The sequence below is a fragment of the Aeromonas sp. FDAARGOS 1417 genome, assembly GCF_019046985.1.
GTDB lineage: Bacteria > Pseudomonadota > Gammaproteobacteria > Enterobacterales > Aeromonadaceae > Aeromonas > Aeromonas veronii.
On sequence record NZ_CP077221.1, the window covers coordinates 591,473 to 608,096 of the forward strand.

At 56.5% G+C, this 16,624-nt stretch carries 15 protein-coding genes and 1 pseudogene; 13 read left to right on the forward strand and 3 right to left on the reverse strand.

All coding sequences use genetic code 11. From position 1 onward, the window contains the following. Positions 1 to 88 precede the first annotated feature (88 nt). From udk to I6L47_RS02600, 3 genes are all read left to right on the forward strand, one after another. On the forward strand, positions 89 to 733 hold the full coding sequence (gene udk, locus I6L47_RS02590) for a uridine kinase (RefSeq protein WP_005352133.1): 645 nt from the start codon (positions 89 to 91) through the stop codon (positions 731 to 733). Between the two features lie 63 nt (positions 734 to 796). Then, positions 797 to 1,378, forward strand: coding sequence for a dCTP deaminase (gene dcd, locus I6L47_RS02595; RefSeq protein WP_005336719.1), 582 nt, complete (start codon positions 797 to 799; stop codon positions 1,376 to 1,378). A gap of 377 nt (positions 1,379 to 1,755) precedes the next feature. Beyond that, the gene (locus I6L47_RS02600) at positions 1,756 to 3,228 is read left to right on the forward strand and encodes an inorganic phosphate transporter (protein WP_047439689.1); all 1,473 of its coding nucleotides are present in this window, start codon (positions 1,756 to 1,758) and stop codon (positions 3,226 to 3,228) included. A gap of 127 nt (positions 3,229 to 3,355) precedes the next feature. Here I6L47_RS02600 and I6L47_RS02605 read toward each other — a convergent pair. Beyond that, a pseudogene (locus I6L47_RS02605) lies at positions 3,356 to 4,123 on the reverse strand (IS3 family transposase); the annotation flags it as partial. A gap of 359 nt (positions 4,124 to 4,482) precedes the next feature. After that, positions 4,483 to 7,587 (reverse strand): ribonuclease E, encoded by a 3,105-nt coding sequence (gene rne / locus I6L47_RS02610; RefSeq protein ID WP_216948595.1) that lies wholly within the window; start codon positions 7,585 to 7,587, stop codon positions 4,483 to 4,485. A gap of 413 nt (positions 7,588 to 8,000) precedes the next feature. Between rne and rluC the strand changes: the two genes are divergently transcribed. After that, positions 8,001 to 8,945 carry a 23S rRNA pseudouridine(955/2504/2580) synthase RluC gene (gene rluC / locus I6L47_RS02615; RefSeq protein ID WP_005351815.1) on the forward strand — a complete coding sequence of 315 codons (945 nt, stop codon included), beginning with the start codon at positions 8,001 to 8,003 and terminating at the stop codon, positions 8,943 to 8,945. Beyond that, positions 8,945 to 9,607, forward strand: coding sequence for an HAD-IA family hydrolase (locus tag I6L47_RS02620; RefSeq protein ID WP_216948596.1), 663 nt, complete (start codon positions 8,945 to 8,947; stop codon positions 9,605 to 9,607). The genes rluC and I6L47_RS02620 overlap by 1 nt, the downstream gene beginning before the upstream one ends. Positions 9,608 to 9,707: 100 nt before the next feature. On the opposite strand, the gene I6L47_RS02625 is transcribed toward I6L47_RS02620, so the two are convergent. Further along, positions 9,708 to 10,289 (reverse strand): nucleoside triphosphate pyrophosphatase, encoded by a 582-nt coding sequence (locus I6L47_RS02625; RefSeq protein ID WP_031227593.1) that lies wholly within the window; start codon positions 10,287 to 10,289, stop codon positions 9,708 to 9,710. Positions 10,290 to 10,408: 119 nt separating this feature from the next. Here I6L47_RS02625 and yceD point away from each other — a divergent pair, with 119 nt between their 5' ends. The 8 genes from yceD (at position 10,409) to fabF (ending at position 16,587) form a co-directional block, all read left to right on the forward strand. Beyond that, positions 10,409 to 10,930 (forward strand): 23S rRNA accumulation protein YceD, encoded by a 522-nt coding sequence (yceD, locus tag I6L47_RS02630; RefSeq protein ID WP_013723766.1) that lies wholly within the window; start codon positions 10,409 to 10,411, stop codon positions 10,928 to 10,930. A 19-nt stretch (positions 10,931 to 10,949) separates the two neighbouring features. Further along, on the forward strand, positions 10,950 to 11,117 hold the full coding sequence (rpmF, locus tag I6L47_RS02635) for a 50S ribosomal protein L32 (RefSeq protein ID WP_005300935.1): 168 nt from the start codon (positions 10,950 to 10,952) through the stop codon (positions 11,115 to 11,117). Positions 11,118 to 11,126: 9 nt separating this feature from the next. Next, positions 11,127 to 12,146 (forward strand): phosphate acyltransferase PlsX, encoded by a 1,020-nt coding sequence (gene plsX, locus I6L47_RS02640; RefSeq protein WP_041207723.1) that lies wholly within the window; start codon positions 11,127 to 11,129, stop codon positions 12,144 to 12,146. Between the two features lie 7 nt (positions 12,147 to 12,153). Further along, positions 12,154 to 13,113, forward strand: a complete 960-nt coding sequence (locus tag I6L47_RS02645; protein ID WP_040065495.1) for a beta-ketoacyl-ACP synthase III — start codon at positions 12,154 to 12,156, stop codon at positions 13,111 to 13,113. Between the two features lie 71 nt (positions 13,114 to 13,184). Beyond that, on the forward strand, positions 13,185 to 14,120 hold the full coding sequence (gene fabD / locus I6L47_RS02650) for an ACP S-malonyltransferase (RefSeq protein WP_216949304.1): 936 nt from the start codon (positions 13,185 to 13,187) through the stop codon (positions 14,118 to 14,120). 13 nt (positions 14,121 to 14,133) lie between these two features. Further along, positions 14,134 to 14,868: a 3-oxoacyl-ACP reductase FabG gene (gene fabG / locus I6L47_RS02655; protein ID WP_042062908.1), complete on the forward strand. Its 735-nt coding sequence runs from the start codon at positions 14,134 to 14,136 to the stop codon at positions 14,866 to 14,868. Between the two features lie 158 nt (positions 14,869 to 15,026). Continuing rightward, a complete protein-coding gene (gene acpP / locus I6L47_RS02660) occupies positions 15,027 to 15,263 on the forward strand; it encodes an acyl carrier protein (protein WP_005300909.1) in 237 nt (78 codons plus the stop codon). An 82-nt stretch (positions 15,264 to 15,345) separates the two neighbouring features. Further along, the gene (fabF, locus tag I6L47_RS02665) at positions 15,346 to 16,587 is read left to right on the forward strand and encodes a beta-ketoacyl-ACP synthase II (protein WP_005360452.1); all 1,242 of its coding nucleotides are present in this window, start codon (positions 15,346 to 15,348) and stop codon (positions 16,585 to 16,587) included. Positions 16,588 to 16,624: the final 37 nt, after the last annotated feature.

Consider the following 16,624-nt stretch of genomic DNA (forward strand, 5'->3'; position numbering starts at 1 on the left):
GGAATTGAGGGTGGGCATGACCCACCCTTTTTTATATAATGGATCGGTTTAAACCATCCCCACTGCTCTTCTCTTTTAGGTATTTGTCATGTCTGATACTCAACATTCGTGTGTGATCATCGGTATTGCGGGCGCATCTGCGTCTGGCAAAAGTCTTATAGCCCAGACCATTTATGAAGAGCTGGTGGCCGAACTGGGCGCAGGTCAGATTGGTGTGATCACCGAAGATTGCTACTACCGTGATCAGACCCACCTGACCATGGAAGAGCGGGTCAAGACCAACTATGACCACCCCAACGCGCTGGATCACGACTTGCTGGTACAGCATTTGAGCCAGCTGGTCAAAGGTGACGCGGTTGCCATTCCCCAGTACTCCTACACCGAACACACACGGATGAACGAAGTGACCCCGTTTGCGCCGCGCCGGGTGATCATTCTGGAAGGGATCCTGCTGCTGACCGACAGCCGTCTGCGGGATCTGATGGATGCCTCCATCTTTATGGATACCCCGCTCGACATCTGCCTGCTGCGCCGTCTGGTGCGTGATGTGCAAGAGCGTGGCCGTACCATGGACTCCGTGCTCAAGCAGTACCAGAAGACGGTACGTCCGATGTTCCTGCAGTTTATCGAGCCGTCCAAACAGTATGCCGATGTGATCGTGCCCCGTGGTGGCAAGAACCGCATCGCCATTGACATGCTCAAGGCGCGTATTCGCCACATGTTGATTGGTTAAGATGAAACAAGCCGGGTGATGCCCGGCTTTTTTAAAAGCACAATTTGTCAGGAGAGTCGCCCAATGCGTCTGTGTGATACCGATATTGAACGCCATCTGGATGAAGGCAAGATCGTCATTGAGCCACGGCCCGGGGTAGAGCGGATCAGTGGTGTCAGTGTCGATGTGCTGCTGGGTAACGAGTTTCGGGTGTTTCGCGATCATACCGCGCCCTATATCGACCTGAGCGGCCCGAGCAGCGAGATGGCCGATGCCATCGATCGGGTGATGAGTGACGAGATCCATATCCCCGATGGCGAAGCCTTCTATCTGCACCCGGGTCAGTTGGCGCTGGCGGTGACCTACGAATCCGTTACTCTGCCTGCCGATATCGTTGGCTGGCTGGATGGCCGCTCTTCACTGGCGCGCCTGGGTTTGATGGTGCACGTGACGGCGCACCGCATCGATCCGGGTTGGTCCGGTCGCATCGTGCTGGAGTTCTACAATGGCGGCAAACTGCCGCTGGCGTTGCGTCCGAAGATGAAGATCGGCGCCTTGAACTTCGAGATGCTCTCCGGCGTCGCGGCCCGTCCCTACAACAAGCGGGAAAATGCCAAGTACAAGAGCCAACAGGGCGCCGTTGCCAGTCGTATCAATCAGGACTGATAACTGGCAACACGGCAACGATTCAAGGGAGCACAAAGTGCTCCCTTTTTGCATCTGGAATCAAACGGATATGGGGTTGATGGTGCTGGTCGGATGAGATTGGCAGGGCAGGGACATTTTATCACCACTTCTGCCTGCTTTTCTGTCATAAAAACGTCATAAAAATGAAATTATTGGCTTAATTGTCAGCTATTTTTGCCCTTTCCCGCAATCATTGATGGCTTTAATTAATCGATGGCAAGCCGCATGAGGACTGGCTCTAGGATATTTTTTTCCAAAAAGCTCTTTTTTTTTATGGCTGAAATATTTCAATGGTGGCTATGGTGTTGGCCGCCATCTGGCATAATCCGCCGCAACTCATAAACAGGCTTTTTTTTATGTTTGAAATGTTTAGTGGTTTGGGTTTGTGGTGGTCAATCGGTTTGGTATTGGCCGTTTTTTTTGTGCTTGCCTATGAATTTATCAACGGCTTTCACGATACCGCCAACGCGGTAGCAACGGTTATCTATACCAAGGCGATGCCAGCTCACCTGGCGGTCGTTGCATCGGGGATCTTCAACTTTTTTGGTGTCATGTTCGGCGGTCTGGGTGTGGCCTATGCCATTGTCCATCTGCTGCCCATCGACCTGCTGCTTGGGATGGACTCCACCCAAGGGTTGATCATGGTCTTCTCCTTGCTGTTTTCCGCCATCGTGTGGAACTTGGGCACCTGGTTCTTCGGGATCCCGGCCTCCAGTTCACATACCTTGATCGGTTCCATTCTGGGGGTAGGCGGCGCCTATGCCTGGATCACCCATAAACCGGTGACAGAAGGGATCAACGTGGGCAAAGCGATCGACATCATGCTTTCCCTCATCATCTCTCCCACCATCGGCTTCATCATCGCTGCGCTGCTGCTGCTGGCGATGAAGCGCATCTGGACCAGCAACAAGATCCACAAAACACCGGAAGAGCGTCAGCTGGTGGATGGCAAGAAGCACCCGCCATTCTGGGCGCGTCTGACCTTGGTGGCCTCGGCCATGGGCGTCAGCTTCGTGCACGGCTCCAACGATGGCCAGAAGGGTATCGGTCTGGTGATGCTGGTGCTGATCTGTATGGCGCCTGCCTATTTCGCACTGGACATGAACAGCCGCGCCTATGATCTGGACCGGACCCAGGATGCCAACCAGCGCATCATGGAGATCTACCAGCGCAACCAGTCCGCCCTCTCTGGCGTCATCAACTTCTCTGCACCGGCAACGGCTCAGGAAGAGCTGATGACTCACTGCTCCGCCGATGGCGTGCTGCAGGCGATGGCCACCCTGGATGCCCGTCTGGGTGCCGTGCGTACTTATGATCAGATGAGCCTGACCGACCGCCGCGAAGTGCGTCGTCTGCTGCTCTGTATCGATGACACCGCCCGCAAGGCTGCCAAGCTGCCGCTGCCAGCCAAGGAGCTGACCGATCTGGCCAAATGGCGCAAGGATCTGACCGCGACCGCTGAATACGCACCGACCTGGGTGATCGTCTCCATCGCGCTGGCGCTCGGTTGCGGCACCATGGTGGGCTGGCGTCGTATCGTCCATACCGTGGGCGAGAAGATCGGCACCACCGGCATGACCTACAGCCAGGGCATTGCGGCCCAGATCACGGCTGCTACCTCCATCGGGGTTGCCAGTCTGACCGGTATGCCGGTATCGACCACCCACATTCTCTCCTCTGCGGTGGCGGGTACCATGGTGGCCAACAAGTCAGGCCTGCAAAGCCAGACCATCAAGACCATCCTGATGGCCTGGGTGCTTACCCTGCCGCTGACCATGTTGCTCTCCGGCGGCCTGTTTATCGTCAGCCACCATCTGTTTGGCGGATAACATCGTTACCTTTCTAAGGGCCTGCGGGCCCTTTTTTCATATCTACGATTTGATCACCTCTGGTTTTCTAAACACTCTTTTGCTGAAAAATAAACAGCTTTTCAATCTCTACCGGCGGCGGTAGTGGTCAACTAAATCCGGACACTTGGTTAGGCCAAACCTCGGCTTTTGCTGGTGGTATCTCGTTACTGGGAGCCACTCTGACTTCAGGCTTCTGAACAATCGCTCCATCGGGGCGTTATCCCAGCAGTTTCTGGGTCATACGATAGCGCCACCGTCGTTGTCGAAATGCTCGGCTGCCATATTGGCTGCCCTGGTCAGAGTGAAATAGCACACCGGATGGGCAACCCCGCTGCTGATAGGCCATCTCCAGTGCTTTGATTGCCAATTCTGCATCAGGTTTATCAGACATCGCCCACCCCACGACCCGCTAGGTGTGCAGGTCAAGCACCGCTGCCAGGTAATGCCAACGACCACCTGCCCAGACGTAGGTGATATCGCTACACCACACTTGATTGGGTTGCTGGACATCAAATTCGCGGGCCAGCAGATTGGGAATGTCCGGTCGTTCAGACCGTGCCACCTTATAACGGTGTGCGCCCGGCTGTTTGGATACCAGCCCGGCTTCTTTCATCAGGTTACGTACTTTGAATCGACCAATCTGATACCCCAACTTCCGCATCATCGACATCAAGGCGCGGCTGCCCGCTGAGTTCCGGCTTTCTTTGAACAACCGGCGCAACTCACAGCGCTGCTGCATGCGCTCACGGTTAATCGCCCGCCTGCGGGCCAGATAGTCGTAAAAACAAGAAGTGGGCACATCGAAAGCGCAGCAGACCAGGGTGATGGGGGCTTGCTCTCTTAATTGGTTTGGTGGCGACTGTACCACCGAAAATGGTGCCCGGGATGATTATACCAAACAGCATCAACCGCCAAGTCTGCCTCATGAATGGCTTCATTGAATTTAATCCTTAAAAAGGTTATCCGAATAACTCCCTCATATGCCAACAAACAAGAGTCTAAACTAACAATATCAATTGGCATGATGCTGAACATAAACGCTTTCAATAGGTACTCTCGGGGATATTCAAAGCGCAAGCACGAGTGGGATCTGGGAACAGCAAAAAACAAATAACAGAGGGAGGGCGTGACTCTCGCCGAGGGGCTCGTTGGAGTTATAAGAGGATAGGGAAGAGAGAAATAAAAAAGCCACACCGGTTGGTGTGGCTTTGTTTAGGGGGCAACCCGGGTTGCTTAGGGGCGACCGGCCGGGCAGGTGGCCACGCTGACGGCGGCTGTGCTGCCACCATGACGACCTGATGTGCTCACTTCGTTGCGTACCAGCGGCGGGTAGTTAACCGGCTCACGAGCAGGCAGGGCAGGGGCTTCGGCAGGGGTTGCCATCGGCGCGGATGCTTTGCGGGCACGAGCCAGCAGGCCGGCACCGTGAGATACCTGTTTGGTAACGACCGGAGTCTCTTCCACTACAACCGCAGCCACGGCAGCCGGGGTTTCGATGACAGCAGCAGGAGTTTGTGTTTCAACGACAGCGGCGACAGGTGCGGCTTCCACGACTGGGGCTGTTACGGCTGGTGTTTCTTCAACAACCGGAGCCGTTTCAACCATGGTGGCGGTGACCACTTCGGCAGCCGGCGAAGCTACAACAGCAACTTCTGGCTCTGCTGCAACCACGACTTCTGCAACAGCTACAACAACCGGGCTAGCGATCACATCGGCTTGAGTTGCTTCGACCTGGGCAGCAGCCTGCTCGGCAGCTTCTTCAGCAACGGCTTCGACAACCACATGTTCGGTCAGCGCAGCAGAAGCTTGCAGGGCAGCAGCGACGGCTTCAGCGCTCGGGATGGTAACAACAGGCACTACCGGCTCTTCAACCTGCGCTTTGGCAATATCTGCCTGGGCGGCGGTAGTCAGAGTAGGCTCAGCTTGTTGCTCTTCATCACGCTGGCTACGTGCTTCTTCATTAATACGCTTGCGACGTTGGCCTTCGATGCGCTGGCTGCGCGGAGTACGGCGTGAACGGCGCTGGCCTTCACTCTGCTCTTCCTGCTCGTTACCCACGGTGGCATCGATCACTTCAGCTTGCGCTGGTACTTCTTCAACCGGCAGGGCAGGGGTGTCAGCAGCGGCGACATCGACGCGGATCTGCTTGCGCAGTTGGCGACGTTCGCGGCGCTCGGCCACTTTCAGCTCTTTCTCCTGACGTGGCTGGACGGCAGCTGCATCAACGGTGTCTACCGCGTCAACAACGACTTCGGCGCGCGGCTCACGGGGAGCACGAGGTTCACGGGCAGGACGTGGCGCACGTTCCTGCCGCGGTTCGCGAGGCTCGCGCTCCTGACGGGGTTCACGTTCCATGCGCTGTTCGCTACGCACTTCGCCACGAGCTTCACGCTCCTGACGAGGCTCGCGCTCTTTACGTGGACGGCGATTGCGGTTTTCACCAGCTTCGCGGTTGCCAACTTCACGCTTCTCGCCTGCTTCCGCATTGTTGCGGTTGCCACGATTGTCGTCACGACGAGGACGCTGACCACGGCCACGGCCTTCTTCGCGCTGGTGACGTTGACCTTCATCCTTGCGTGCTTCACGAGCTGCAGGTTTCTCGGCGGGCGCTTTCACATCGGCAGGGGCTGCATCGCTGCTGAACAGGCCGGTAATGCCTTTGATCAGCTTGCTGAAGAAGCCGGCTTCGGTAGGGGCCGCAGTAACGGGAGCCGCCGGCTGTTGCGGCGCAACAGGGGCAGGTTGTGTCGGTTGGGCAAAGCCTTGCAGCAGCGGTTGCTCACGCTCGATCACCTGAGCTTGCTTCGGTTGGTAGACCGGCTTGGCAATCTCGGTTTTCAGCTCGTAGCTGGCCGCTTCCGGGATCTCGTTCTGACGAATGCGAGTCACTTCGTAGTGCGGGGTTTCCAGATGCTGGTTCGGAATGATGTAAACACGCACATCATTGCGCTGTTCCAGACTGGCGATGGCGGCACGCTTCTCGTTAAGCAGATAGGCGGCAACATCCACCGGCACCTGGCCGTGAACCTGCTCGGTGTTGTCCTTCATGGCCTCTTCTTCGATGAGACGCAGGATGGACAGGGCGAGGGATTCGTTGTCACGGATCACGCCTTGACCCTGGCAACGGGGGCAGATATGGCTGCTGGACTCGTTGAGGGAGGGGCGCAGACGCTGGCGAGACATCTCCAGCAGACCGAAACGGGAGATCCGGCCAAGCTGGATGCGGGCACGATCCTGATGCACCGCTTCACGCAGACGGTTTTCCACTTCGCGCTGATGGCGAACCGGGGTCATGTCGATGAAGTCGATTACGATCAGGCCACCCAGGTCGCGCAGACGCAATTGACGGGCAATTTCGTCGGCCGCTTCCAGGTTGGTTTGCAGCGCAGTCTCTTCGATATCGCCGCCCTTGGTGGCGCGGGAGGAGTTGATATCGATGGAAGTCAGTGCTTCGGTCGGATCGATAACGATGCTGCCGCCGGAGGGGAGGCGCACTTCACGCTGGAAGGCTGATTCAATCTGGCTCTCAATCTGGAAGTGGTTGAACAGGGCAACTTCACCCTTGTACAGCTTCACACGGTTGAGGAAATCGGGACGTACCAGCTCGATATGGGCCTTGGCGCGTTCGAAAATCACCGGATTGTCGATCAGGATCTCGCCCACATCGCGACGCAGATAGTCACGGATGGCACGCACGATGACGTTGCTTTCCTGGTGGATCAGCACCGGCGCGGCACGCTCCTGAGAGGCCTTGTGGATGGAGTCCCAGTGGTTGAGCAGAACGTTCAAATCCCACTCCAGCTCTTCCGGAGACTTGCCCACACCGGCGGTGCGCACGATCAGGCCCATGCCTTCCGGCACGGTCAATCCGCTCAGTGCTTCTTTCAGTTCAGTCCGCTCATCACCCTCGATGCGGCGGGAGATACCACCGGCACGGGGGTTGTTGGGCATCAGTACCAGGTAGCTACCTGCCAGGCTGATAAAGGTGGTGAGGGCTGCACCCTTGGTGCCACGCTCTTCCTTGTCGATCTGGACGATAACTTCCTGACCTTCGCGGACCACTTCTTTGATGTTGGGACGACCCTGATAGGAGTAACCGGAGGGGAAGTAATTGCGGGCGATCTCCTTCAACGGCAGGAAACCGTGGCGCTCGGCGCCGTAGTCGACAAAAGCAGCTTCAAGGCTGGGTTCTACGCGGGTGATCTTACCCTTGTAAATGTTCGCTTTCTTCTGCTCGTGTCCCGGACTTTCAATATCCAAATCGTAGAGCTGTTGTCCGTCAACCAGCGCTACGCGCAACTCCTCTTCTTGAGTTGCGTTGATAAGCATTCTTTTCATTGAGTTCTCATTATTGTGTCATTTTGATTTCCTCCATCTGGGTCCTGCCAGCGCCGGCCTCGGGTCTTCAGCATACTGGGGCAACCTCCCGGTTGGGGTATGCATGAGGCGCAAACTAAGGGCGTTCTGGTCATCACTTCTCGAGAAGGAATGAATAAGGATGCCGAAATGGAGACAAATAAACGGTGATGTTTGTGTTCTCCATGCGTTGTACCTCGCACCCGGGAACCGTCATGTTCTTGTATACACGGTGTTTCGGGATTGGGTGGCATACTTTTTGGCCACTTAGTACAAGGCTTGAACACAATGACAAAACCTTGTTTATTATCCCATTTAAACCTCTTTTATAGCAAGGCGCCATTTTTCAACAAACCATGCAGCCAAGGGGCGCGGGCAGTGTTAAAATCCGCGCCATGACACAGATACAACAACAAGTGCAGCTGCTCACCATCGAAGCTGAGCATGACGGGCAGCGCATCGACAATTTTCTCAAGACTCAGCTAAAGGGCGTCCCCAAGAGCCTGATCTATCGCATCCTTCGTAAAGGCGAAGTGCGAGTAAACAAAAAGCGCATCAAACCGGAGTACAAACTCTGCGCAGGCGATGAGGTGCGGGTGCCCCCCGTGCGCGTTGCCGAGAAGAATGAGCTGCCTTCGGCAAACCTCGGGGTTATCCAGCGTCTGGAGAGCCAGATCCTGTTTGAAGACGATGCCATGATCGTGCTGAACAAGCCCTCCGGCATGGCAGTACACGGTGGCAGCGGCCTGAGCTTTGGCGTTATCGAGGGGCTGCGCGCACTGCGTCCGGAAGCCCGCTTCCTCGAACTGGTTCATCGACTGGATCGTGACACCTCTGGGGTATTGCTGGTTGCCAAAAAACGCAGCGCCCTGCGCAGCCTGCATGAGCAGTTGCGCGTCAAGACCATGCGCAAACAGTATCTGGCGCTGGTGCGTGGCAAGTGGCAGGCTCACGTCAAGGTGGTTAATGCGCCGCTGCGCAAAAACGATCTGCAATCCGGTGAACGGGTGGTGCGGGTCAGTGCGGATGGCAAGCCATCGGAAACACGGTTCCGCATCGTGCGTCAATTTGCCGAAGCGACCCTGGTCGAATGTAGCCCCATCACGGGCCGTACCCACCAGATCCGCGTGCATACCCTGCATGCCGGTCATCCGATCGCCTGTGACGATAAGTACGGTGAAGCGGCGTTTGACGAGAAAATGCGCAGCCAAGGGCTGAAACGGCTCTTTTTGCATGCCTGGAAGCTCAGCTTCACCCATCCGGCCGATGGTCGCGAGATGCAGGTAGAAGCACCGCTGGCACCTGAACTCGACAACTTCCTCAACGGCTTGCCACGCTGATGCAGGATATCCGGCTCGCCATTTTCGATTGGGACGGTACCCTGATGGATTCGGTGGGCCGGATTGTGGCCTGTGTGCAGGGGGCCGCCAGAGATTGTGAGCTGGCGGTTCCTGCTCCAGCCCAGATCCGGCAGATCATCGGATTGAGCCTCGATGTCGCCATGTCCCGCCTGTTCCCTTTGCGTAGCGACAGTGGCACCGCCATTGATGAGCGCCAGATTACCATGCTCATCGATCGCTATCGTCATCACTATCTGCACGACACCACCCCCAGCCCGCTGTTTTCCGGGGCAGGGGAGCTGCTGCATGACTGGCAGTCACGGGGGCTGCAACTGGCCGTCGCTACCGGCAAATCGCGCCGTGGGCTGGATCGGGTATTGGATGAGACCGGGCTGCACCCGTTGTTTGTGACCAGTCGTGGGGCCGATGAGGCTCGCTCCAAGCCTGATCCGCTGATGCTTGAGCAGATCCTGGACGAGCTGAGGCTGTCACCCCGGCAGGCGGTAATGATCGGCGACTCTGTTCACGATATGGCGATGGCCGAGGCGATCGCCATGCCGCGTATTGGTGTCACCTGGGGGGTGGATAGCCGCGATGCCCTCAGTCGTCACGGGCCAGTGGCGGTGGTGGATTCTATGGCGGCTCTTCGCGGGCTGTTATAGACGCCTCTCTTTAAGAGACGTCGATCTGATTGATAACAGAAGCCCGGTCTATTGACCGGGCTTTTTATATGCTCGATCTAGCTTATCTATTCGTCCGCGATCAGGGCAGGGCAATACCGTGGCGCTCCAGCAGCTCGATCAGGCCGATCAGCGGCAGACCGATCAAGGCGTTAGGATCGCGCCCTTCCAGCCCCTTGAACAGCACGATCCCCATCCCTTCGCATTTGAAACTGCCCGCACAATCGAGGGGCAGTTCAGCCTCTACATAGCGGCGAATGGCTGATTCGTCGAGATCGCGAAAGTGGACCGTAAACGGTTCAATCAATTGATGACTCTCATTGGTTGCAGCGTTAAGTACGCACAGCCCGGTGTAAAAGGTGACGCTGCGACCTTGAGCCGCCATCAGCTGGGCGATGGCATTGTCGATGGTGCCCGGTTTGCCGAGGATGTGATTATTGCAGACACACACCTGATCAGATCCGATGATCAAGCCGTGATCACGATGTTGGGCGACAGCATCAGCCTTGGCACGAGCCAGTCTGGCCACCAGCGCCTCGGCGGATTCGCCAGCCAGCGGGCGTTCATCCACATCGGGCGCGGCACATTCAAAGGGGAGGCCGAGCTTCTCCAGCAGGGCTTTGCGATAGCGAGAAGTTGAGGCGAGGATCAGATTCTGTGGCATAATCGAGTTACCGATGAAAGCAAGTACCGGCATTCTAGGGACTTGTGACGTTAAAATCATCGGCGGTAAGGACTTTTTCCTTTGACTATCAGTTGTTGGACCTATATTATTCGCGCCCTATGCAAAAGGTGAAGTTGCCCGTTAAGGTTGATCCAGTCCGTAGTGCCTTGAAGCTGCTCGATTACATCGGGATAGTGGAAAAGTCGCAGATGCCCAGGCTGGAGGAATCAACCGCTGGCTTGCAGAGTGATATCGATGTATCACTGCACTTTGGCAAAGATGTCCAGAAGTTGACCGTTATGAAAGGCACTGCCCATGCCAAGGTTGACCTGGTTTGCCAACGTTGCGGAGAGACATTCGAACACCTCTGTGAAGCTGAATTTATCTACACTCCGCTGTTCGAAAGAACAAACGAGGAAGAACTGCCGGAAGCTTATGAGCCCATTGAGTTGGACGAAAACGGCGAGATAGATCTTCATCAAATCCTGGAGGATGAACTCATCCTCTCGTTGCCTCAAGTCGCAATGCATTCTCTGGATGCATGCCCGAGAGGAAACATGGAGATGACCTGGGGTGAAATCGAACCTGCTGATGAGCGGCCGAATCCCTTTGCAGTTCTTGAAGAGCTTAAACGTAAGTGAATTTAGGAGTTAGCCTACAATGGCCGTACAACAGAACCGTAAAACCCGTGCCAAGCGTGGCATGCGTCGTTCCCACGATGCGCTGACCACCGCTGCCCTGACTGTTGATCAGACCAGTGGCGAAATTCATCGTCGTCACCACGTGACTGCCGATGGTTTCTACCGCGGTAAAAAGGTAATCGCTTAAGGATTGCCTTTGTCTACGCAAACTGTCGCGCTAGACATCATGGGGGGAGATATTGGCCCCTCGGAAACAGTGCCTGCCGCCGTGCAGGCACTGTCTCTTTTACCCCAGCTAAAACTGATCCTGGTCGGCGACCAGCACCAGACCTCTTCTTTGCTGCAGCAACATGGCTTGCTGAATCATCCCCGTGTTCGTTTCGTACATGCATCCCAAGTGGTTGGCATGGGTGATAAACCGATCGTGGCGTTGCGAACTCTGAAAGACTCCTCCATGCGGGTGGTACTCAATTTGGTGAAAGCCGGTGAGGCCGATGCCTGCGTCAGTGCCGGCAATACCGGTGCGTTGATGGCGATGGCCAAGTGCGTGCTCAAATCCTTGCCCGGGGTCGATAGGCCGGCACTCATCAAGGCGCTGCCGACATTGAGCGGCAAACGTACCGTGATGCTGGATCTCGGTGCCAACGTCAGTTGCGATGCGGATACCTTGCTTCAATTTGCCGTGATGGGCTCCGTGGTAGCCGAGAAAGTCGAAGGCATCGCTTCTCCTCGTGTTGCCTTGCTCAACATCGGGGAAGAGGAGATCAAGGGGAACGATCTGGTGCGTCACAGTGCCGAACTGTTGCGCCAGTGCAACGCGCTCAACTATGTCGGTTTCATTGAAGGGGATCGCATCTTCAGCGGCGAGTGTGATGTGATCGTCTGCGACGGTTTTGTTGGCAATGTCGCCCTCAAAACGGCCGAGGGGGTAGTGCGGATGATGGCTCAGCTGGCCGGATATCCCCGCAAGAAGCGCACTTTTCTTGGCCGGATCGCCGGATTTATGTTCAAACGGCGTTTTTCTTACCTGAACCCCGACCAGTATAACGGGGCAAGTCTGTTAGGATTGCGCGGCATTGTGGTAAAAAGTCATGGGCGGGCCGAACGGCGCGCTCTGTGTAATGCGATCCTGCTGGCCGCACAAGAGGCCAAACATCAACTTCCACTGCAAATAGCAGATCGCCTTGAAGCTGTCTTCTCTGACAGGGATCTATAAGAACTCTATGCATAGCAAAATTCTGGGTACTGGCAGCTACCTGCCGAGTTCAGTGCGTACCAACGCCGATCTCGAGCAGATGGTTGAGACCAGTGATGAGTGGATCGTGGAACGCACCGGTATCCGTGAGCGCCGTATTGCCGGTGCTGACGAGACCGTTGCTACCCTCTCTTACCAGGCCGCCCTGCGTGCCCTGGATGCAGCAGGTCTGACCGCTGCCGATCTCGATATGATAGTGCTGGCCACCACCAGTGCTGAAAATGCCTTCCCGGCTGCTGCCTGCGAGCTGCAGGGGCTGCTCGGCGTACCGGGCATTCCTGCCTTTGACGTGGCTGCAGCCTGCGCAGGTTTCACCTACGCGCTCTCCATTGCCGATCAGTTCGTCAAATCCGGCGCCGCCCGCCATGTGCTGGTTGTCGGGGCCGATGTGCTCTCCCGCATGTGCGATCCGCAAGATCGCGGCACCATCATCCTGTTTGGTGATGGGGCAGGGGCCGTGATTGTCGGTGCCAGCGAGACGCCGGGCATCCTCTCTACCCATCTCCATGCCGATGGCCGTTATGGCGAGCTGCTCAAGCTGCCGCACCCTCGTCGCGGCATGCCGGGTGCCGAGCTCGAAGCCTACATGTACATGAAAGGCAACGATGTCTTCAAGGTCGCGGTCACCCGTCTGAGCGAGATCGTCACCGAAACGTTGGCCGCTGCCGGTATCGAACCGAGCGAGCTGGATTGGCTGGTGCCTCATCAGGCCAACTTCCGCATTATCAGTGCCACCGCCAAGAAGCTCGGTATGAGCCTCGATAAAGTGGTACTGACCCTCGACAAGCACGGCAACACTTCTGCTGCGTCCGTCCCTGTTGCCTTCGATGAAGGGGTGCGGGATGGCCGGATCAAACCGGGTCAGCTGGTACTGCTGGAAGCCTTTGGCGGCGGTTTTGCCTGGGGCTCGGCGCTGGTTCGCCTCTGATCTTCGGCGGGATGGTGCGCCCATCATCCCGTCACCGATTTCATTTTTGTCTTATCTAAAAGGAATCAATGATGACCCAATTTGCCATTGCCTTCCCGGGACAAGGTTCCCAGTCCGTTGGCATGCTGGCCGAGCTGGCCGAACAACATGCCGTGATCAAGGAGACCTTCGCCGAGGCGAGTCAGGTGCTGGGTTATGACCTGTTTGCCCTGGTGATGGATGGTCCGGTTGAAGATCTGAACAAAACCTGGCGCACCCAGCCTGCACTGCTGACTGCCTCTGTCGCCCTGTGGCGCCTGTGGCAACAGCAGGGTGGGGCAACCCCTGTCGTCATGGCGGGTCACAGCCTGGGTGAGTATTCCGCGCTGGTTTGCAGCGGCGCACTCGATTTTGCCGATGCGGTCAAACTGGTCGAGCTGCGTGGTCTGGCCATGCAGGAAGCGGTACCGGAAGGCACCGGCGCCATGGCGGCCATCATCGGTCTGGATAACGAATCCATCGCCGCCAATTGCGAAAAAGCGGCAGAAGGGCAGGTGGTCTCTCCGGTTAACTTCAACTCCCCGGGCCAGGTGGTTATCGCCGGTCACAAAGAGGCCGTTGAGCGAGCCAACGTGCTGATGAAAGAGTCGGGCGCCAAGCGTGCACTGCCGCTGCCGGTCTCCGTGCCATCTCACTGTGCGCTGATGAAACCTGCTGCAGAAAAACTGGCAGCTGCGCTGGACGGGATCGAGATCAAGGTTCCAACCATCGCGGTCATCAATAATGTCGACGTATCCTGTGAACAGGACCCGGCCGCTATCAAGCAAGCGCTGGTACGTCAGCTGTTCAGCCCGGTTCGTTGGACCGAGACTGTCGAGCGGATGGCCAATGAGGGGGTTACCCTCGAGATCGAGATGGGACCGGGCAAAGTGTTGACCGGGCTCGCCAAGCGCATCGATAAACGCGTGGAAGGTATTCACGCCAACGATGCAGCCTCTTTTGAGCAGGCGCTGGCCCAGATCAAGTAAACAGGAGCAAGTGATGAGTTTTACCGATAAGGTTGTGTTGGTGACCGGTGCCAGTCGTGGCATCGGACGTGCGATTGCCGAAACATTTGCGGCCCGTGGCGCAAAAGTGGTCGGTACGGCGACCAGCGAGAGCGGAGCCGAGGCGATCAGCGCCTATCTGGGCGACCATGGTTGCGGCATGGCACTCAACGTGACCAGCCAGGAATCCATCGAAGCCGTTTTCGCCGCCATAAAGGCGCGCTTTGGCGACATCGACATCCTGATCAACAACGCGGGGATCACCCGTGACAACCTGTTGATGCGGATGAAAGATGACGAGTGGAACGAGATCATCGATACCAATCTGACCTCGCTTTACCGTCTGAGCAAACCTGTGTTGCGTGCCATGATGAAGAAACGTCACGGTCGCATCATCAGCATTGGCTCCGTGGTGGGAACCATGGGCAACGCCGGTCAGGTCAACTATGCTGCCGCCAAGGCCGGTCTGGTTGGTTTTACCAAATCGTTGGCGCGGGAAGTGGCATCCCGTGGTATCACAGTGAACGCGGTTGCTCCCGGTTTCATCGAAACCGACATGACCCGTGCCCTGAATGACGATCAACGTGCCGGCATCATGAGCCAGGTGCCTGCCGCCCGTTTGGGTGATCCAAAAGAAATTGCCGCAGCTGTGGTATTCTTGGCTTCTGATGAAGCAGCCTATATCACCGGCGAAACCCTGCATGTTAATGGCGGGATGTACATGGTGTAATCAATTTGTCGTGAGATCTGTTCAAATTTGCGATAGTACGCCGAAGTTTGGCACATTTCGTGGTTTGACCAGCGGCAAGCTACTTGCAAACTCACGTCAATTGAATAAACTACCCCAACCAGACGCAAATAGCGTATTTTTAAAGGAAAATTCAGGTCATGAGCAACATCGAAGAACGCGTAAAGAAAATCATCATCGAACAACTGGGTGTTAAAGAGGAAGACGTTAAGAACGCTGCCTCCTTCGTCGACGACCTGGGCGCTGACTCTTTGGATACCGTTGAACTGGTAATGGCGCTGGAAGAAGAATTCGATACCGAAATTCCTGATGAAGAAGCCGAGAAGATCACCACTGTTCAAGCGGCTATCGACTACATCACCGCTAATCAGGAATAAGTTCCTGTTCTGAAAGAAGCGGCCCAAGGGCCGCTTCTTTTGTATCTGTTCCTTTTCAAAACACCTCTCGGAGACTACCTCAGTGTCAAAACGCAGAGTCGTGGTGACCGGCTTGGGGATGCTTTCCCCGGTGGGTAACACTGCCGAATCCAGCTGGCAAGCACTGCTCAACGGGCAGAGCGGCATTTCCCTAATCGAACACTTTGATGCCAGCGAGTTTGCAACCCGCTTCGCAGGCTTGGTCAAGGATTTCGATCCCGAGCAATACGGTATCAACCGTAAAGACGCTCGCAAGATGGATCTCTTCATTCAATACGGCATCGCGGCCGGTATGCAGGCGCTGGATGATTCCGGCCTGACCATCAATGAAGAGAATGCCGAACGTGTCGGCGTGGCGATTGGCTCCGGTATCGGCGGTCTGGGTCTGATTGAACAGAACCACGAAAGCCTGGTCAACGGCGGCCCGCGCAAGATCAGCCCCTTCTTCGTTCCGTCCACCATCATCAATATGGTGTCCGGTCATCTCTCTATCATGAAAGGTCTGCAAGGGCCGAACATCGCCGTGACTACCGCCTGTACCACTGGAACCCATGCCATCGGCATGGCGGGTCGGATGATCGCTTACGGTGATGCCGACGTGATGGTCGCCGGCGGTGCCGAGAAAGCCTCCACTGCGATGGGGATGGGTGGTTTTGCTGCCGCCAAGGCACTCTCCAACCGTAACGACGAGCCGCAAAAAGCGAGCCGTCCGTGGGATAAAGATCGCGATGGTTTCGTGCTGGGCGACGGTGCCGGTGTACTGGTGCTGGAAGAGTATGAACACGCCAAGGCCCGTGGCGCCAAGATCTACGCCGAGCTGGTCGGTTTTGGCATGAGCGGTGACGCGTACCACATGACTGCGCCTCCCGCAGATGGCAACGGTGGTGCTCGTGCCATGAAAAATGCCATCAAGGATGCGGGCATTGCCCCCGAGCAGATTGGTTACATCAACGCGCACGGTACCTCCACCCCGCTGGGTGATGTGGCCGAGCTGCGTGGTATGAAGTCGGTGTTTGGTGAGCATGCAAAATCCCTGATGGTGAGCTCCACCAAGTCCATGACCGGGCACCTGCTGGGTGCCGCCGGCGCTATCGAGGCGATCATCACTGTGTTGGCCCTGCGTGATCAGGTGGCTCCGCCGACCATCAACCTGGATAACCCGGATGATGAGTGCGATCTGGATCTGGTGCCTCATGTGGCCAAGCCAGGCAGCTTCGAGTACGCCCTTTCCAACTCGTTTGGTTTTGGCGGCACCAATGGCTCACTGATCTTCAAACGCGTATAATTTGCCGCAGGGCAAAGACACAGGCCCGATACTGCCG

Coding starts and splice junctions, on each gene's coding strand:
- I6L47_RS02645 (WP_040065495.1), top strand. CDS start 12,154: ATGCATAGCAAAATTCTGGGTACTGGCAGCTACCTGCCGAGTTCAGTG.
- fabG (WP_042062908.1), top strand. CDS start 14,134: ATGAGTTTTACCGATAAGGTTGTGTTGGTGACCGGTGCCAGTCGTGGC.
- dcd (WP_005336719.1), top strand. CDS start 797: ATGCGTCTGTGTGATACCGATATTGAACGCCATCTGGATGAAGGCAAG.
- udk (WP_005352133.1), top strand. CDS start 89: ATGTCTGATACTCAACATTCGTGTGTGATCATCGGTATTGCGGGCGCA.
- I6L47_RS02600 (WP_047439689.1), top strand. CDS start 1,756: ATGTTTGAAATGTTTAGTGGTTTGGGTTTGTGGTGGTCAATCGGTTTG.
- acpP (WP_005300909.1), top strand. CDS start 15,027: ATGAGCAACATCGAAGAACGCGTAAAGAAAATCATCATCGAACAACTG.
- I6L47_RS02620 (WP_216948596.1), top strand. CDS start 8,945: ATGCAGGATATCCGGCTCGCCATTTTCGATTGGGACGGTACCCTGATG.
- rne (WP_216948595.1), bottom strand. CDS start 7,587: ATGAAAAGAATGCTTATCAACGCAACTCAAGAAGAGGAGTTGCGCGTA.
- yceD (WP_013723766.1), top strand. CDS start 10,409: ATGCAAAAGGTGAAGTTGCCCGTTAAGGTTGATCCAGTCCGTAGTGCC.
- rluC (WP_005351815.1), top strand. CDS start 8,001: ATGACACAGATACAACAACAAGTGCAGCTGCTCACCATCGAAGCTGAG.
- fabD (WP_216949304.1), top strand. CDS start 13,185: ATGACCCAATTTGCCATTGCCTTCCCGGGACAAGGTTCCCAGTCCGTT.
- I6L47_RS02625 (WP_031227593.1), bottom strand. CDS start 10,289: ATGCCACAGAATCTGATCCTCGCCTCAACTTCTCGCTATCGCAAAGCC.
- rpmF (WP_005300935.1), top strand. CDS start 10,950: ATGGCCGTACAACAGAACCGTAAAACCCGTGCCAAGCGTGGCATGCGT.